At 38.2% G+C, this 17,061-nt stretch carries 16 protein-coding genes and 1 pseudogene; 11 read left to right on the forward strand and 6 right to left on the reverse strand.

Features of this window, described 5'->3' with window-relative positions:
• Positions 1-177: 177 nt before the first annotated feature.
• The 5 genes from A1D25_RS01195 to A1D25_RS01215 all read left to right on the forward strand — a co-directional run bounded on the left by A1D25_RS01195 (position 178) and on the right by A1D25_RS01215 (position 6,319).
• Positions 178-2,640 carry a class I adenylate cyclase gene (locus A1D25_RS01195; protein ID WP_157393900.1) on the forward strand — a complete coding sequence of 821 codons (2,463 nt, stop codon included), beginning with the start codon at positions 178-180 and terminating at the stop codon, positions 2,638-2,640.
• 89 nt (positions 2,641-2,729) lie between these two features.
• Positions 2,730-4,634: a heme lyase CcmF/NrfE family subunit gene (locus A1D25_RS01200; protein ID WP_157393901.1), complete on the forward strand. Its 1,905-nt coding sequence runs from the start codon at positions 2,730-2,732 to the stop codon at positions 4,632-4,634.
• On the forward strand, positions 4,631-5,164 hold the full coding sequence (locus tag A1D25_RS01205) for a redoxin family protein (RefSeq protein WP_157393902.1): 534 nt from the start codon (positions 4,631-4,633) through the stop codon (positions 5,162-5,164). The genes A1D25_RS01200 and A1D25_RS01205 overlap by 4 nt, the downstream gene beginning before the upstream one ends.
• A complete protein-coding gene (gene nrfF / locus A1D25_RS01210; protein WP_240327078.1) occupies positions 5,161-5,568 on the forward strand; it encodes a heme lyase NrfEFG subunit NrfF in 408 nt (135 codons plus the stop codon). Before A1D25_RS01205 ends, nrfF begins: the two co-directional genes overlap by 4 nt.
• The gene (locus tag A1D25_RS01215; RefSeq protein WP_157393904.1) at positions 5,555-6,319 is read left to right on the forward strand and encodes a TPR domain-containing protein; all 765 of its coding nucleotides are present in this window, start codon (positions 5,555-5,557) and stop codon (positions 6,317-6,319) included. The genes nrfF and A1D25_RS01215 overlap by 14 nt, the downstream gene beginning before the upstream one ends.
• A 40-nt stretch (positions 6,320-6,359) precedes the next feature.
• Here the strand turns inward: A1D25_RS01215 and A1D25_RS01220 are convergent, their stop codons facing one another.
• Positions 6,360-6,899, reverse strand: coding sequence for a KdsC family phosphatase (locus tag A1D25_RS01220; protein WP_157393905.1), 540 nt, complete (start codon positions 6,897-6,899; stop codon positions 6,360-6,362).
• A gap of 66 nt (positions 6,900-6,965) precedes the next feature.
• Here A1D25_RS01220 and A1D25_RS01225 point away from each other — a divergent pair, with 66 nt between their 5' ends.
• From A1D25_RS01225 to rraB, 5 genes are all read left to right on the forward strand, one after another.
• Positions 6,966-7,652 carry a YggS family pyridoxal phosphate-dependent enzyme gene (locus A1D25_RS01225; RefSeq protein ID WP_157393906.1) on the forward strand — a complete coding sequence of 229 codons (687 nt, stop codon included), beginning with the start codon at positions 6,966-6,968 and terminating at the stop codon, positions 7,650-7,652.
• A gap of 177 nt (positions 7,653-7,829) precedes the next feature.
• Positions 7,830-10,439 carry an aminopeptidase N gene (gene pepN / locus A1D25_RS01230; RefSeq protein ID WP_157393907.1) on the forward strand — a complete coding sequence of 870 codons (2,610 nt, stop codon included), beginning with the start codon at positions 7,830-7,832 and terminating at the stop codon, positions 10,437-10,439.
• Positions 10,439-10,855 (forward strand): DUF805 domain-containing protein, encoded by a 417-nt coding sequence (locus A1D25_RS01235; protein WP_157393908.1) that lies wholly within the window; start codon positions 10,439-10,441, stop codon positions 10,853-10,855. The genes pepN and A1D25_RS01235 overlap by 1 nt, the downstream gene beginning before the upstream one ends.
• A 28-nt stretch (positions 10,856-10,883) precedes the next feature.
• The gene (yihA, locus tag A1D25_RS01240) at positions 10,884-11,510 is read left to right on the forward strand and encodes a ribosome biogenesis GTP-binding protein YihA/YsxC (RefSeq protein WP_157393909.1); all 627 of its coding nucleotides are present in this window, start codon (positions 10,884-10,886) and stop codon (positions 11,508-11,510) included.
• 3 nt (positions 11,511-11,513) lie between these two features.
• A complete protein-coding gene (gene rraB / locus A1D25_RS01245) occupies positions 11,514-11,939 on the forward strand; it encodes a ribonuclease E inhibitor RraB (protein ID WP_157393910.1) in 426 nt (141 codons plus the stop codon).
• 75 nt (positions 11,940-12,014) lie between these two features.
• Here the strand turns inward: rraB and A1D25_RS11230 are convergent, their stop codons facing one another.
• The 5 genes and pseudogenes from A1D25_RS11230 to tusA all read right to left on the reverse strand — a co-directional run bounded on the left by A1D25_RS11230 (position 12,015) and on the right by tusA (position 15,544).
• A complete protein-coding gene (locus A1D25_RS11230; RefSeq protein ID WP_162853260.1) occupies positions 12,015-12,302 on the reverse strand; it encodes a tetratricopeptide repeat protein in 288 nt (95 codons plus the stop codon).
• Between the two features lie 20 nt (positions 12,303-12,322).
• Complete coding sequence (locus A1D25_RS01255; RefSeq protein WP_157393912.1) at positions 12,323-13,441, reverse strand: ComEC/Rec2 family competence protein; 1,119 nt, start codon at positions 13,439-13,441, stop codon at positions 12,323-12,325.
• Between the two features lies 1 nt (position 13,442).
• Positions 13,443-14,240, reverse strand: coding sequence for a tetratricopeptide repeat protein (locus tag A1D25_RS01260; RefSeq protein ID WP_275895796.1), 798 nt, complete (start codon positions 14,238-14,240; stop codon positions 13,443-13,445).
• A 15-nt stretch (positions 14,241-14,255) separates the two neighbouring features.
• A pseudogene (locus tag A1D25_RS11235) lies at positions 14,256-14,948 on the reverse strand (tetratricopeptide repeat protein); the annotation flags it as partial.
• Between the two features lie 356 nt (positions 14,949-15,304).
• Positions 15,305-15,544 (reverse strand): sulfurtransferase TusA, encoded by a 240-nt coding sequence (tusA, locus tag A1D25_RS01265; protein WP_157393913.1) that lies wholly within the window; start codon positions 15,542-15,544, stop codon positions 15,305-15,307.
• A gap of 31 nt (positions 15,545-15,575) precedes the next feature.
• On the opposite strand from tusA, the gene pepQ reads away from it, so the two are divergent.
• Complete coding sequence (gene pepQ / locus A1D25_RS01270) at positions 15,576-16,886, forward strand: Xaa-Pro dipeptidase (protein ID WP_157393914.1); 1,311 nt, start codon at positions 15,576-15,578, stop codon at positions 16,884-16,886.
• Positions 16,887-17,061 lie beyond the last annotated feature (175 nt).

The raw sequence follows: 17,061 nt of genomic DNA on the forward strand, positions 1-17,061 counted from the left end.
GATAGCTTGCGGTTTTTTGCATTTACAGGTAAATACTAGGTAATGGAGTATAATTACTAGACATAATGACAGATAAAAATATTAACATTTTTGTAATAAATTATGATTAGCTATCTAGAACGCTTTACTTTCCTGTTTTAAATGGTAAATTAATCTCTTTTTTGTAAGGTTAATGGAATGAGAGAACTTTTTTTAGAGCAGATTGATTTAACAAATTGTTCTCTTATTTCGTTATCAGAAACTATTCAGCGTATTGATCAGCTTGATCAATTCCGAATCAAAAGAGCATTGAATAATTCAAATGATGCTTTTCAGCGTGTATTTACGTTTGTACCGCTTTTACTTCACTATAACCACCCTTCGCTTGCATCTTATACCGAAAATGCTCCTTGTGGCATTTATCAATTTGAACCAAATGAGATGCAATTGGCTTATTTAGCTGGTATTCAACTACATAGCATTGAACACTTTGATTTTGATGGTCTATATGCGATGGGCAGTTTAGGCTCAATTACCCAAACTACCTTATCTGATTTAGATTTCTGGCTCTGCCATTCAAAAAAATTTTCAGAAGATGAGCGTTATTATTTAGAAAAAAAATTACATAAAATAGAACTATGGGCAAAAGAACAAGGTGTTGATGTCAATTTCTACCTAATGAACCCAGAGGAGTTTCGTTCACATAAATACGATAGTGAAGTAACTGCAGAACACTGCGGTTCAGCACAGCATTACTTTTTATTAGATGAATTTTATCGCTCTGCTATTCGTTTAGGTGGAAAACGTGTCTTGTGGTTACATTTATCTGATGAATGTGAAAACTATCAAACAGCAGTAGCTAATGCAGTCAGTAATAATTTAATTTGTTTAGATGAATGGCTTGATTTTGGTGATTTCTCCGAATTACCTTTAGGAGAATATTTTGGGGCGAGTTTATGGCAACTTTATAAAGGCATTGATTATCCTTACAAATCTGCAATTAAAATTTTACTACTTGAGAGTTATTCTGAAACTTACCCTGAAACCTTTCTGATCTCTAAAAAATTTAAAGCGTTATTACATTCAAATAAAGCGTTGAATTACCATTTCGACCCTTATATCGCAATGCTTGAGCAAGTTACGGATTATTTAACTAAACGTCAAGAATTGACACGTTTAGAGTGTTTACGTTATTGCTTTTATATTAAATCAAGTGAAGGGCAGCTTGATAGTTGGAAAAAGCAAGAACTCAATGCTTTGGCTACAACGTGGGGGTGGAGTGAGACAGAATTTCATCTACTGGAAATGAAATCGCATTGGAAAGTTAAGCAAGCAATGCGTCACCAACAGATGCTAGTCGAACAATTTTTGCAGAGTTATCGGAATTTAATCAATTTTGCCCGCAAATTCCAGATAGATCCAAGCATTATGCCACAAGATACTGATTTGTTAATGCGTAAGCTCTACTCTGTATTTGAGGTATTACCTGGTAAAATTACTCTTATCAATGAAAAGATTGCGAGTAATTTATCTGAAAATGAAGTTACTTTTGTTGAGGTTGCAGAACATTGTTCTGCAAAAACAGGTTGGTATATGATCAATCACGCTCCACTTAGTGCTTATGATTCAACTAAGCGTTATGTGCAATATCATAAGAGCCTAAATAAACTAGTAGCTTGGGCATATTTTAATGGCATTGTCACAGTGAATACCCAACTGCATTTAGTCAGCCAAACCGTTAGCCTAGCTAAATTACGCCAATTTATTGCGGACCTACGTCTTTCTTTCCCTGCGAAATCCCCGATTGTTAAAGAAAGTGACCTTTATCATCCAAATGAAATTCGTAATTTAATTGTCGCAGTTAATCTGACCAAAGATCCCACTCGTGAAATGAGTAATCGACCTGATCTTTCCCAACTTAGCTTATTTAATCTAGGATCATCAGAAGAAGGGATTATCGGTAGTATCAGTATTATTTATCGCAATATGTGGAATGAAATAATCACGCAACATATTGAAGGACACGATTCTATCTTAAAAGCACTTAAACTGATTTCAAATAAAATTTACCGTAGTTCAGCACCGCCACAATCAGTAAATGTATTTTGTTACAGTGCTCAATTGCGTAATGAATTGCAGAAATTCGTGATGGGGTTAGTAAATCGTTGTATTACGGTGCAGACAGGAGGAATTTCGAGTAAGCAAGCAGACACATTTAATCTAGCAGGTAAAAAATGGCAACTGGTTTTTGGTAAGCGGATTGAATTAAAAGAGCTGATTACAGAAACTGAACAACCGCAGGTAGCTGAATTCCCAAAAGCATTCACAGTACCAAAAGAGATTTATAGTTTTGCAAGTGAAGGTTTTTTACAGTTCTTCTTTGAAGATTTACCAACAGGGGAATTTAACGTCTATGTGCTGGATAAGAAAAACAAAGTAGAAATTTACCCTGAATGTGTTGGGGAAAAAGAAGACAAAATCAAGCAAATTAGCCGCTTATATGCAGAAGATGAATCTTCACAAAATAGCCATTATTTAGAAAGCTTTAATTACCCACAATTCTATCAATTACTTGAGCTATCAGGGAACTTGATTATAGTTCCTTTCCAGAGTAAACAGCATCGGGATTATCTTGAGAAACTGAAGTCTGTTAAGAATTAGTTTAGATCAAACAGAACGATAATCTTACTTTTTTTGTCTGCGACAAGCGGTTAGAATAAACCGATTTTTTGCAAGTTTATGGATAAATTATGATCCCTGAATTGGGTTATTTTTGTTTAATTTTATTAGTGGGCATCTCCGCAACACAAGTAATGTTTTCAGTTTGGGGGGAAATTCGTCAGCAACCAAAATGGTTAGCTTATAACTCTTTTCTAACCCTTACTCAATCACTACTTGGCTGTATCTGTTTTTCTGCGTTAGCTCATGCTTTTATTGGTGATGATTTTAGTGTGAGTTATGTTGCAAGCCATTCTAACAGTCAATTACCGACTTTTTTTAAATTTTCAGCCACTTGGGGTGGACACGAAGGTTCAATGTTATTTTGGCTAACCGCTCTTTGCTTTTGGAGTGGTGTTTTTTGCCTTTTTTCGTTGAAAACTGACCGCTTATTTGCCAATCGCACCCTCGCTGTTCTCGCTTTGATTATTTTTGGCTTTGCCCTGTTTATTTTATTGATTTCAAACCCTTTTGAACGTAGTTTTCCTCCCCCACCAGAAGGACGAGATCTCAATCCTATGTTACAAGATATTGGATTGATCTTTCACCCGCCTTTACTTTACTTAGGCTATGTTGGTTTTGCAGTTTCTTTTGCAATGACAGTCGCAATGTTGCTGGGTGGCGTATTTGATTTTGCTATCGCTCGTTGGATCCGACCTTGGACAATTATCGCTTGGGGATTTTTAACTGCAGGTATCGTGCTTGGTGCTTGGTGGGCGTACTATGAATTAGGCTGGGGGGGCTGGTGGTTTTGGGATCCTGTTGAAAATGCCTCACTAATGCCTTGGTTACTTGGAACTGCTTTAATTCATAGTTTAATTGTTAGCGAACAACGCGGTATTTTTAGCTATTGGACGATTCTACTCGCAATTTTTGCTTTTGCCTTGAGCTTATTAGGCACTTTTATTGTCCGATCAGGCGTGCTGACTTCCGTTCACGCCTTTGCTGTTGATGCTGATCGTGGTATTGCCATTTTAAGTCTTTTTTTCAGTTTGAGCTTTATTGCATTGGCACTTTTCGCCTTCAAAGTCAATTTATGGCAAGGTAATGTACGGTTTAAATGGCTGTCAAAAGAAACAGCCTTACTTGTCTTAAATAGCCTGTTTGTATTAGCGACTTGTGTGGTGATATTAGGCACATTTTATCCAATGATCTTTAGTGCAATGGGTTGGGGAGCTATTTCGGTCGGAGCACCTTATTTTAATAGTATCTTTGCTCCATTAGCCTTATGTCTGCTTGTTATAATGGCATTCGCAACGATTTTACGTTGGAAACAATGTTCGAATAAACAGATTATCGCCCAGCTGTTGCTAATTCCTATTGCAATATCACTTGCTTTAGGACTCATTTATAGCGTATTAGATCGCCACAACATTTTCCAAATTGACTGGCTTCCCCTTATTTTTATCAGTTTAGCGATCTGGGTTATCCTAACCCATTTACCTTATCGGCAATTTATGTGGCAAATCCGACCGCTTGCAATGCGACTTGCACATATCGGTTTTGCAATTTGTGTGATTGGGGCAATGATGAATAGCTACTATGGTGATGAAATTGGCGTTCGCTTAAAACCAACGGAACGAACAGAATTGGCTGGCTTTTGGTTTGAATATGCTCAACATTACAATGAACTTGGACAAAATTATACAGCAGAGCAGTCGCTCTTCCATTTGTATGATGGTGATAAATATCTCGCCACGACAACAGCAGAACGCCGTTATTATGATATTCGTACAATGACAATGGTTGAAGTCGGGCTGATTCATTATGGATTAGATGATATTTACATTGTAATGGGCGATAAGTTCGGCAACAAAGAGTACGCCTTTCGCTTACACTATAAGCCTTATGTTCGTGCTTTATGGTTAGGGGGGGTATTGATGGTTATTGCTTCACTATTGGCTGTATTTGGATTAAGAGAGAGAAAGATAAAATGAAAAAAATACTACTTTTCTTACCGCTTATCTTATTGTTAGCTGTTGTACTTTTCCTCGTTATGCAATTAAAGAGTAGCGATAATATTCCGCCCAGTGAAAATTGGCAAGGTAAACCATTTCCTGAATTTATGGCGAGAAGTCTGCTCGATGTGAATGCAACGTTACATAAAGAGAGTTTGCCGAAAGAACCTTTTATCTTGAATGTTTGGGCTAGTTGGTGTACTTGGTGTATTAAAGAGTTTCCAATATTGCTTTCAATGCAACAGCAAGGGGTAAAAATTGTCGGTTTAACTTATGTTGATCGCCCTGATGATGCTAAACAAGCCTTACAACGTTGGGGAAACCCATTTTTGTTTGTTATTGATGATGCTCAGCATAATGTGCTGAATCAAACCTTAAATATTTCCTCAGCACCAACAAGTTATCTCATTGATAAAAATGGTGTGATTCGCTATCAGCAAAAAGGCTATAACCCTCATTTTGAGCAAGATTTTATGCCACGATTAAATCAATTAAAGGCGGAACAATAGTGAAACGGTATTTCATCATTTTGTGGCTTATCTTTAGTTGGAATACGCCATCTTGGGCGGAAATGGTCGATACCTTTCAGTTTCAATCGGAACAGCAACGTGTAAGAGCGATTGCTTTAGCAAAATCACTCCGTTGCCCCCAATGCCAAAATCAAAATCTACTTGAATCCAATGCAACACAAGCCTATAAGTTGCGAATTGAAGTTTATGAAATGGTAAACCAAGGGAAAAGTGATCAAGATATTATCCGCATTATGACCGATCGTTTTGGCGATTTTGTTAATTACAACCCTCCAATAAAGCCACAAACTTGGTTATTGTGGGCAACGCCTTTTGCAATTTTGCTTGTAATGGCAGTCGGGATTATTTGGCGAGTGAAGAGAAAAAACAATGACCCAGCGTAAACAACTCAATGCAGATTACTATCAACAAGCGGTAAGATTTGCTGAAAATTTTGCAACAGAAAAAGATCGAGAAGATTATTTACAAGAAATTGCTGATCGCAAAGCGTTTGAGCAGAATGATCTCGCTCAATCTTATTTGCAAAAAAATAGCTCAAAGTTACCGCTTACTTGGCAAAAAATTGTGCTGTTAGGAGTATGGGTAATTATCGCAGGAGGATTTTATGGACAAACTGGGCGTTATCAGCAGGTAGTTGAAGGCGAGCAAGCATTTACCCAGTTTCAGCAACAAAAATCTGACGAAGATAGCCAACAACGTAATCATCACTATATTGTGAATTTACAAAATCAACTGCGTGAAAGCCGAAATAATGGGGATTTATGGTTTGAATTAGGGCAAGCCTATTCACTAAATAATGATTTTGAGTCGGCGTTAGTCTGTTTTCATAATGCGTCTGGCATTCTAGGAAAAAAAGCAAGCCTGCTAGGTGCAATGGCAACGGCAGATTATTATTTACATAAACAAAAGATTACCGAACAGGCACAAGAGTGGATTGAGCAGGCACTAACAATTGATCCACAAGAGAGTGCCAGCTTGCTATTATTGGCTTCAGATGCTTTTTTACATAATAATCCCCAACAAGCGATTACTTATTGGGAAAGAGCCTTAGATAGTGAAAATCAATCGCTTGATCGCCGAGAAATTATTAAAAGCATTAAATTGGCGGAACAGATGAGCAAATTTGGTAAATAATTTGTGAAATCTTACCGCTTATTGACCTTGTTGGTATCTATTATTGTGCCATTTGCTCTACAACTTTCATAAAGCCATCTGCAGAAGCATAAACTTCTTCTTTACCCTGAGCCTTTAAAATCATATCAGAAAGTTCTCGAAAGGCTGAATGCCCCCCTTTACGAGTTAAAACAAGATCGGCTTGTTGCTTGATATAATCAAAGGCATCGCCAACAGCAACCGCTAATCCACAAACATCAAAGGCAGGAAGATCTAACGTATCATCACCTAAAAATGCAGTTTCTTCCGCACAAACCCCCGCTTGTTGCATTAATTCCAAGCAGGCTTGTTTTTTAGACATCTTACCTAATTGAAAAAGTGGAATGCCTAGATCCTTAATTCTTCTACGCAAAATGGGAGTATCGCCACCTGAAAGTACCGCAACTTGAATACCACAAGCAAGTAACATTTTAATCCCTAAACCATCTTTGACATTAAAATATTTGAGAGCCTCACCATTTTCACTGTAATACAAACTACCGTCAGTTAATACACCATCAACATCAGTAATGACTAATTTTATTTTTGTAAGCTGTTCCATAAGGTTTCCTTGATTTTAAACAGGGGGAGTTTTATTATTCCACATTATAGCTTTTTGGAGGTACGAATGTCGATTTCTCAAAATCTAGCGACAATTTCTAAGCAAATTCAACAATTTACTCAACAAGCACAACGCCCAGAAAATAGCGTGAAATTACTTGCAGTGAGTAAAACTAAGCCGATTTCTGCCATTGAGCAAGCGATTAGTGCAGGGCAGCGAGCATTTGGTGAAAACTATGTTCAAGAAGGGGTTGAAAAGGTGCAATATTTTGCTCATCAATCGGATTTGGAGTGGCATTTCATCGGTGCATTGCAGTCGAATAAAACGCGTCTAGTGGCAGAGCATTTTGATTGGGTACAGACGATAGATCGTCTAAAAATAGCTCAACGTTTAAGTGAACAACGCCCAGTTGGCAAACCAGCCCTAAATGTATTACTACAAATTAACATTAGCGATGAAGATTCCAAATCAGGTATTGCTCCCACAGAAATGCTTGCATTAGCAACTGAGATTAACCAATTACCGAATTTAAAATTGCGTGGCTTAATGGCAATACCAAAACCTGAATCCGAGCCAGAACAACAGCGTATTGCGTTAGCACAAATGCAAACGTTATTTGAACAGCTAAAATGTCATTTTAAGGATATTGATACCTTATCAATGGGAATGTCAGACGATATGCAAACAGCGATTGAATGTGGCTCTACAATGGTGCGTATTGGTACTGCGATTTTTGGTGCGAGAAATTATTAAATTGGTTTATATAAGCGGTAACAAAAGCGGGATTTTTTGCAAATTCCGCTTTTTTATTAGGTAAAGAAAGGGGTAGAATTTCGCTTATGTGTTGGAGTTGGGAATGTTCAATGACTTTCTTGATAAACTGCAATATACTTACACAAAATTATTTTAAAAACGATCTGAGGAAATATTATGCAACCTAAAGCTAAATTTAGAAAAGATTATCGCCAACCAGATTTTACTATCACCGATATTTATCTTGATTTTCAACTTGACCCTGAAGAAACATTGGTTACATCACGTTTAAGCGTACAACGTAAAAATCCAGAAGCAACGAGTTTACGTTTAGATGGTCATAGTTTTCAGTTAGTTTCCGTTAAACTAAATGGCGAAATATTTTCAAACTACCAGCAAGATAATGAATCTTTAACCTTAGCTTTAGAGAATTTCCCATCAGATCAGTTTGAATTAGAAATTAAAACATTATTACAACCGTCTAAAAATACGTCTTTACAAGGGCTGTATCAATCAGGTGATGGTATTTGTACCCAGTGTGAAGCGGAAGGTTTCCGTCAAATTACCTATATGTTAGATCGTCCAGATGTACTTGCAAAATATCGTACGAAACTAACCGCTTGTAAGAGCAAATATCCATACTTGCTTTCAAACGGAAATCGTATTGCACAGGGTGATTTAGATGATGGTCGTCATTGGGTTGAATGGGAAGATCCATTCTTAAAACCAAGCTATTTATTTGCGGTGGTTGCAGGTGATTTTGATCTGTTACAAGATAAATTTACCACAATGAGCGGACGTGAAGTTGATTTAGAAATTTACGTTGATCGTGGCAATTTAGATCGTGCAAGTTGGGCAATGGCAAGTTTAAAACGCTCAATGAAATGGGACGAAGAACGTTTTGGCTTAGAGTACGATTTAGATATTTATATGATCGTGGCGGTGGACTTCTTCAATATGGGAGCGATGGAAAACAAAGGGTTAAACATTTTTAACTCTAAGTTTGTTTTAGCTAACCCACAAACAGCAACCGATGAAGATTATATGAATGTGGAGAGCGTGATTGCTCACGAATATTTCCACAACTGGACGGGTAACCGCATTACTTGTCGTGATTGGTTTCAACTAAGCTTAAAAGAAGGTTTAACCGTATTCCGCGATCAAGAATTTACATCGGACTTATGGTCTCGCTCTGCAAAGCGTATTGAAGATGTCCGTTTCTTGCGTGCTTTCCAGTTTGCTGAAGATGCAAGCCCGATGGCTCACCCAATTCGCCCTGAAAAAGTGATTGAAATGAATAACTTCTATACAGTAACCGTCTATGAAAAAGGGGCGGAAGTCATTCGTATGATTCACACTTTACTAGGCGAAGAGAAATTCCAAAAAGGAATGAAACTTTATGTGGCAGAAAACGATGGTAAAGCCGCAACCTGCGAAGATTTTGTTTCAGCAATGGAGCGTGCATCTGGCATTGATTTACAGCAGTTCCGCCGTTGGTATAGCCAATCAGGTACGCCAGAGCTGACAGTCGCAGATGAATATGATGAGAAACGCCAAACCTATCGTTTACACGTTGCACAAATGACACCTGCCACAGCAGATCAAGTAGAAAAAGTGAATTTGCATATTCCATTGAAAATTGCACTCTACGGACAAAATGGCGAAAAACTGAAATTACAGCACGAGCTATTAACAGTGAGTGATGTGTTAGATGTGATTCACGATAATCAAACTTTTGAGTTTCATAATGTACCGCAACGTCCAGTACCTGCGTTACTTTGTGATTTCTCTGCCCCAGTGCGTATTGATTATAACTACACCACAGAGCAACTTAGCACACTGTTAAAATATGCTGAGAATGATTTTGTTCGTTGGGACGCTGCTCAAACACTGTTTATCAATGAATTAAAAGCTAATTTAACTCGCCATCAACAAGGTCTAGCGATGAGTTTCTCGCCTGAATTATTAGATGGCTTAACCTTAGTACTCGAAAATGCAAATCAAGATCCTGAATTAGCCGCACTTACGCTAACACTACCGAAAGAAACAGAATTTGCAGAATCCTTTAAAGTGATTGACCCTGCGGGTATTGCGGTTGTACGCGATTTTATGCAACACCAAATTGCAGAAGCGTTAAAAGATCGTTTCTTAGTAACTTATAACCAAAATAAATTAACAGGTTATCGTGTTGATGCAGAAGATATGGCAAAACGAGCGTTACGCAACGTATGCTTATCCTACCTAGCGTTTACTGATGTTGGAAATACCTTGGTTCACAAACATTATCACCAAGCAGATAATATGACGGATACACTAGCGGCACTTTCTGCCGCAACAAAAGCACAGTTGCCTTGTCGTGATCAGCTATTAGCAGATTTTGAAGAAAAATGGCATCACGATGGCTTAGTAATGGATAAATGGTTTGCGTTACAGGCTACTCGCCCTGATGACAATGTATTAGAGCTAGTGCAAGAGCTATTAAGCCACCGTAGCTTTAACTTAAAGAACCCTAACCGCCTGCGAGCTTTAATTGGTAGCTTTGCATCGCAAAACCCAAGAGCTTTCCACGCCATTGATGGTTCTGGCTACCGTTTCTTAGTGGATATGTTAATTAAACTGAATGAAACAAATCCGCAAGTTGCCGCTCGCCTTATTGAGCCATTGATTAAACTCTCACGTTATGATGCACAACGTCAAACCTTAATGCGTCGTGGCTTAGAACGCTTGAAAGGTTTAGATAATTTGGCTCGTGATCTCTTTGAGAAAATTGAAAAGGCATTGCAGTAATGCGTTGGTACACCGCCTTATTTTCATTCCAAGGTCGCCTTAACCGTCAAGGATTTTGGATCGGCTTTGGAATTAACTTCGCCTTTTTGTTTATATTTGCAAATTTTATCTTAAATCCAACCGCTTTTAGCTGGATTAGCATACTGCCATTGCTCTTATCTGCATATAGCTTGGCGGCAGTCATCACAAAACGCTTACACGACAGAAATCGTTCTGGAAAAGCGTTATTGATGGTTCTCGTCCCTATCTTATGCTACTTCTGTTCATTGGGAACAGATGGCACAATGGCGTGGTTACTCGGCATTTTTATGCCCGTATTCATTGGCACAATGTTGTTATTAGAATGGGGCGTATTTGCGGGTAACCCTGAAGCAAACCAGTATGGCAACAAAGGACAATCTATTCGGTTTAAATAAATGAACAGCGTAATTTTATAGAAAAACAATGACAGACATTAAACTTAACTATCATAAAACCCATTTTTTAACTTCTGCCCCTGATATTCGTCACTTACCTGAAGATAACGGCGTAGAAATTGCTTTCGCAGGACGTTCTAATGCAGGAAAATCAACCGCATTAAATGCACTCACTAACCAAAAAAGCCTTGCTCGAACATCAAAAACACCAGGGCGAACTCAGCTTATCAACCTATTTGAAGTTGAGCCAAACTGTAAGCTCGTTGATTTACCTGGTTATGGCTACGCAGCTGTACCTGAACAGATGAAACGCCAATGGCAAGATGCTTTAGGCGAGTATTTACAGAAACGAAACTGCTTGCGTGGTGTGGTTATTTTGATGGATATTCGCCACCCACTCAAAGATCTCGATCAACAAATGATCGAATGGGCGGTGGCATCAGAACTCCCTGTGCTATTGCTTTTAACCAAAGCGGATAAACTAAGCCAAAGTGCGAGAAGTAAGCAAGTGAAAATGGTTCGAGAAGCGATTTTACCTTTTCAAGGCGATATTCAAGTAGAAGCCTATTCCGCCCTAAACCGTATTGGTATTGATAAATTAGCTCATAAACTTGACACTTGGTTTGCAGAAGTATTTGCCACAACAGAGGAATAAACAATGTACGATTTAACCGAATTACGCCAAACAACCGATGAAATTATCGAAAACTTACTCGCTGATGGCTCAGATCCTGAGGCACTTTATATTATTGAACACCACATTGCCCACCACGATTTTGATAAATTAGAAAAATTAGTGGTTGATGCCTACAAACTCGGCTATGAAATTTCTGAAGCGGAAGAAATTGAAGAAGAAAATGGTAAAGTTATTTTTGTGTGTGATATTGTCAGCGAAATTGAATTAAATGCCGACTTGATCACTGCACAACAAAAGGAGTTATTACCACTGATTGAAAAGGCTGGGGCGGAATACGAAGGCTGGGGCACTTATTTTGAAGATCCAAACAGCGATGAAGATGAATATGGTGAAGACGGCGAATTCTTCGATGATGAAGATGACGATTTTGACGATGAACGCCGTTAATTAACAAGCGGTCGGATAGGCAAAAAAATTTTGCAGATCTGACCGCTTAAATCTAGCTCAATTGCTAATTGATGCTCACCACCCTCGATAACTTTTATAATTGTCACAACCCTTTTGATTACCTAATTGGCAGGCTTTTTCATAGAATTCTTTAGATCCAAAAAGGACTTTAGAGCCGATATGAATGAATTCAACAGGATAGCCATTTGCTTTAAGCACACCTAAATTATTTAATGCCCCAGCGTGTTCTTGTTTAGCAGCTTTGCTGTACCATTCAATAGCTTTGGCGTGATTTTGTGCTACGCCATTACTGTTGTAATAACGTAATCCTAAATCAAATTGAGCATCAATAACGTGATAGATGTTTTTTCATTGCTTCCTACTTAAATTGTAAAACTAAAATTGTTGCTTGTTCCTGTTACGATAGGTTTATGATTTGCAAAATCTCTTAAAACTGGAGAATGTGGGTGTCCATATCGTCCGTCATTTGGATTTGCTGAAAATAGACTATATATGGAGTTAATATCACTTGCTAATCCCTTATAATGATTTCCTTCAGCCCCGTGATGAGCAACTTGTAAGCAATAAATACTATCAATACGAGTTTGTCCCATAGCTTGTTGTAATAAAGAGAAACGATCAAAATTATTTAAGTATCCGTCCCCACAGTAAAGCACTGCTTTTTTCTCATTATTTTTTATATTGATATCTGAAACATATAAAAATAAAGAAATAATATTCTTCTGTGTGCTGTTTTTGCCAAAGGCTTGATTATATAAATTTTCTAATTGAGAAATAGTTGATTTGTCTAATGGATTATTTTCAATAATATTGAGAATTTGTTGTTGGAATACTGTTATATCTTTTGGTTTTTTTCTAAATTTTTTTAAAGGCATATTGTAAGGGAAAAACTCTACACCACTAACATTAATTGGGCTGGTTGGATCAAGTAATTTAATATCTTTAACAGTTTCTTTCCATTGCTTTATTTCAGAATGAATAAAGCTATCTTCGGGATGCCAAGTAGAAAAAGACAATTTATCAGCTTCTTCTGGCGTAGAATGTTCAATTTTTTGATAGGAAGGAACTAAAAGCAGTGTAGCTTCATTTATTATATCGGGATAATTTTTTGATAAATATTGAACGGGATCCAAATAAAAACTAAACATTTCATCTTCAAGATCAATATCATTAAGAAATAACCACATTATTCTTTGCCAAAGCGAGCAATAAGGAAGTAAGATAAATTTAGGTTTTGTTTTCTGAAATAGCTTATCTAATTGATTAACATGATCATCATCAAAGTGTGAAATTACTAATAAATCTATTTCATTATATGTATTATTTACGGTATTTATTGCTGAGTGAATATACTTCTGTTTTGATAATGTCCCACAATCATAAACCCAACTAAAAGCGGTGTTGCCACCACTTAAAACTTTGCCACTGGAAAATAAGCCTTGTCCAACAGCCCAAAATTCGCACTGTAATGCAATACTCATCTTATTTCCCCTCATTTAATTGACGATACATATCACAACCTTCTTGCAAGCCATTATCACAAGCTCGACCAAACCACATTTTAGCCTTTGCCATATCTTGTGGAACGCCCTCCCCCAAAACATAGCTACCTCCAAGAATAAATTGAGCTTTTGCATTCCCTTGTTCTGCAGCTTGTTGATACCATTTCGCTGCTTGCTGATAATCTTGTTTGACGCCTTGTCCTTGCTCATACATCAACCCTAAATTATATTGAGCTTTTGCATTCCCTTGTTCTGCAGCTTGTTGATACCATTTCGCTGCTTGCTGATAATCTTGTTTGACGCCTCGCCCCTTGGCATACATCAACCCTAAATTATGTTGAGCCTCTGCACCCCCTTGTTCAGCGGCTTTTTGATACCATTTCACTGCTTGCTGATAATCTTGTTTGACGCCTTTTCCTTCCTTATACATCAATCCTAAAGCAAATTGAGCTATTGCATTCCCTTGTTCTGCGGCTTTTTGAAACCATTTCACTGCTTGCTGATAATCTTGTTTGACGCCTTGTCCGTTGTCATACATCACCCCTAAATTAAATTGAGCCGCCGCATACCCTTGTTCTGCGGCTTGTTGATACCATTTCACTGCTTGCTGATAATCTTGTTTGACACCTCGCCCCTCGGCATACATCACCCCTAAATTAGCTTGAGCCTTTGCATCCCCTTGTTCTGCGGCTTTTTGAAACCATTTCACTGCTTGCTGATCATCTTGTTTGACGCCTTGTCCTACCTTATACATCACCCCTAAATTAGCTTGAGCCATTGCATATCCTTGTTCTGCGGCTTTTTGAAACCATTTCACTGCTTGATGATAATCTTGTTTGACGCCTCGTCCATTGTCATACATCACCCCTAAATTAAATTGAGCCTTTGCATTCCCTTGTTCAGCGGCTTTTTGATACCATTTCACTGCTTGATGATAATCTTGTTTGACGCCTTGTCCCTTGGCATACATCACCCCTAAATTAAACTGAGCCTTTGCATACCCTTGTTCTGCGGCTTTTTGAAACCATTTCACTGCTTGATGATAATCTTGTTTGACGCCTTGTCCGTTGTCATACATCACCCCTAAATTAAACTGAGCCTTTGCATACCCTTGTTCTGCGGCTTTTTGAAACTATTTCACTGCTTGATGATAATCTTGTTTGACGCCTCGCCCCTTGGCATACATCACCCCTAAATTAAATTGAGCCTCTGCATACCCTTGTTCTGCGGCTTGTTGATACCATTTCACTGCTTGCTGATTATCTTGTTTGACGCCTTGTCCGTTGTCATACATCAACCCTAAATTAAATTGAGCCGCTGCATCCCCTTGTTCTGCTAAGGGTTGCCAGAGACGGAAAGCGGTTTGATAATCTTGCTTTTGTACAGCCTCAAACCCTTGTTGAAACTGTTGTTCAGGGGTATTGGCGTAGCTAAGGGGAGCGAATGCCAAAAGGGAGGCGGTGAGTAATGTTTTGACGTTTTTCATTGGAATTTTTCCTTTTTATTAAGATAAATTAAATTGAACAAAATCTAATTATATATTGTTTTTTTTGTGTGCAATTTGCTATGCTTTTGCAAACTCAAACTAGGAAAATTAGTAAGGAGGGGTAACGAATTCAAAATGCTGTTAAATGTAACATTTTGTTCCTTTCGGCTCGCTTTGCTCGCTACTTCTCCTATAAGCGAGGAGGGAATGTAATCTGAAACGTTACGATAAATAAGTTTGTTAATAGTTTGATTATGCAATTTTTGGGGGAGAGTGGGGGCTGAAATTTACAGGCTAAACCCTGTACAATGCGGTGTTCAGCCCTTAGAATAATGCTTTAGCTTTCAGTAGAGTGCCTACAACCCTTTTTTAATCCAGTACTGATAAGGCACAGATGCAGTTTGGCTTTGTAGCAGTTGATGATCCATAAATTGACAAAAACTCGGAATATCGCGGGTGGTGGCAGGGTCGTCAGCAACGATAAATAGCACTTCCCCATCAGCCATATTACGAATCGTTTTACGGGTAAGCATTACAGGCTCAGGGCAACGTAGCCCTAAGGTATCTAAGGTTTGATGAATAGTTATTTCGTTCATTATTTTTGATCACTTAACATAAGGAAATAAGATGAAAACATTATTTTCGCAACATATTGTACGATTACAGCAGATTGTCCAACAAGCGTTAGAATTAGCTCGCTTAGATGGCTTGTGGATTTACGCAGGGGCAATGAAGTATCATTTTTTAGATGACCAAACAGCTCCCTTTAAAATTAACCCACATTTTAATTATTTCTTTCCAGACCCAACTGCCGAACAAAGCTGGATTTTCGTTGATGGAAAAAATAAACCGAAAGTTTATTTTTACGCACCGCAAGATTACTGGCACGTTGTGCCTAATCCGCCAGTTTCTGCATTTTTTGCCGATGAATTTGACTGGCAAATGCTAACTGAACCTAGCCAAATTAAGCAATATATTATGCAACCGCAACATTGTGCTTTTATCGGCGATGATGTGGCATTGGCAGAAAGTTTAGGCTTTGAGCATATCAATCCGAAAAAGGTGCTAAATGTACTGCATTTTGAGCGTTCGATCAAAACAGAATTTGAAATTGAATGTATTGCTCAAGCTCAATTTAGTGCAATTAAGGGGCATTTAGCGGCGAAAGATGCCTTTTTTGCAGGGAAAAGTGAGTTTGAAATCAATCTCGCTTATCTGCAAGCGACAGAACAATCGGATAATAACGTCCCTTATGGCAACATTGTCGCGATTAACCAAAACAGTGCGGTGTTGCATTATACTCGTTTAGATACTCAGCTACCCAAAGCTCGCCACAGTTTCTTGCTTGATGCAGGCACAATGTGTTGTGGTTATGCGTCAGATATTACCCGTAGCTATGCTTACGATCCACAAAGCGAATTTGCTCAGCTAGTGGCTCAAATGGAGCAATTTAAATTGGCAACTATTGATGATTTGCAAGTGGGGATTAACTACTTGAGTTATCACACTCAAATGCACCAATGGATTTCGCAAATGTTGCGTGAATTTGATTTTGTGAAATTGCCAGCCGAGCAAATTTTTGAGGAAGGGATTAGTCGTATTTTCTTCCCTCACGGCTTAGGGCATCAGCTTGGCTTGCAAGTACACGATGTGGCTGGTTTTCAACAAAATCAGCGTGGAACACATAAAGCGCCGCCAGATATTTATCCAAGTTTGCGTTGTACTCGTGATCTTGCTGAAGGAATGGTTCTCACCATTGAGCCAGGGTTCTATTTTATTGAGATGTTGCTAAATCCTTGGCGAAACGCACCGCTTGCAAGGTTCTTTAATTGGGAGAAAATTGATTACTTTAAGCAATTTGGTGGTATTCGTACTGAAGATAATGTCGTTATGCGTACAAATGGAGCGGAAAACTTAACGGCACTGGCAGAAAAATAAATATAAAATAATTCAGATTATTGACAAAGTCTTTTTTCATTCGGACGCCAGCGTGGCGTCCCTACAAGAAAAGTTATAACCAATTGAAAAATAACAGATTTTATTTTGTTATGTAGGGACGCCACGCTGGCGTCCGTTAATTGGATACAACAAATTAGAGTTTGTCATCAGTCTG

Origin of the sequence: Ursidibacter arcticus (assembly GCF_009761375.1) — a bacterium.
GTDB classification, from domain to species: domain Bacteria; phylum Pseudomonadota; class Gammaproteobacteria; order Enterobacterales; family Pasteurellaceae; genus Ursidibacter; species Ursidibacter arcticus.

Bases quoted from the DNA above. Each gene is read 5' to 3' on its own strand.
- A1D25_RS01205 (WP_157393902.1), top strand. From the start codon at position 4,631: ATGAAAAAAATACTACTTTTCTTACCGCTTATCTTATTGTTAGCTGTT.
- A1D25_RS01215 (WP_157393904.1), top strand. From the start codon at position 5,555: ATGACCCAGCGTAAACAACTCAATGCAGATTACTATCAACAAGCGGTA.
- A1D25_RS01225 (WP_157393906.1), top strand. From the start codon at position 6,966: ATGTCGATTTCTCAAAATCTAGCGACAATTTCTAAGCAAATTCAACAA.
- A1D25_RS01260 (WP_275895796.1), bottom strand. From the start codon at position 14,240: ATGGCTCAAGCTAATTTAGGGGTGATGTATAAGGTAGGACAAGGCGTC.
- yihA (WP_157393909.1), top strand. From the start codon at position 10,884: ATGACAGACATTAAACTTAACTATCATAAAACCCATTTTTTAACTTCT.
- tusA (WP_157393913.1), bottom strand. From the start codon at position 15,544: ATGAACGAAATAACTATTCATCAAACCTTAGATACCTTAGGGCTACGT.
- A1D25_RS01195 (WP_157393900.1), top strand. From the start codon at position 178: ATGAGAGAACTTTTTTTAGAGCAGATTGATTTAACAAATTGTTCTCTT.
- A1D25_RS01235 (WP_157393908.1), top strand. From the start codon at position 10,439: ATGCGTTGGTACACCGCCTTATTTTCATTCCAAGGTCGCCTTAACCGT.
- pepQ (WP_157393914.1), top strand. From the start codon at position 15,576: ATGAAAACATTATTTTCGCAACATATTGTACGATTACAGCAGATTGTC.
- pepN (WP_157393907.1), top strand. From the start codon at position 7,830: ATGCAACCTAAAGCTAAATTTAGAAAAGATTATCGCCAACCAGATTTT.
- A1D25_RS01255 (WP_157393912.1), bottom strand. From the start codon at position 13,441: ATGAGTATTGCATTACAGTGCGAATTTTGGGCTGTTGGACAAGGCTTA.
- A1D25_RS01220 (WP_157393905.1), bottom strand. From the start codon at position 6,899: ATGGAACAGCTTACAAAAATAAAATTAGTCATTACTGATGTTGATGGT.
- A1D25_RS01200 (WP_157393901.1), top strand. From the start codon at position 2,730: ATGATCCCTGAATTGGGTTATTTTTGTTTAATTTTATTAGTGGGCATC.
- rraB (WP_157393910.1), top strand. From the start codon at position 11,514: ATGTACGATTTAACCGAATTACGCCAAACAACCGATGAAATTATCGAA.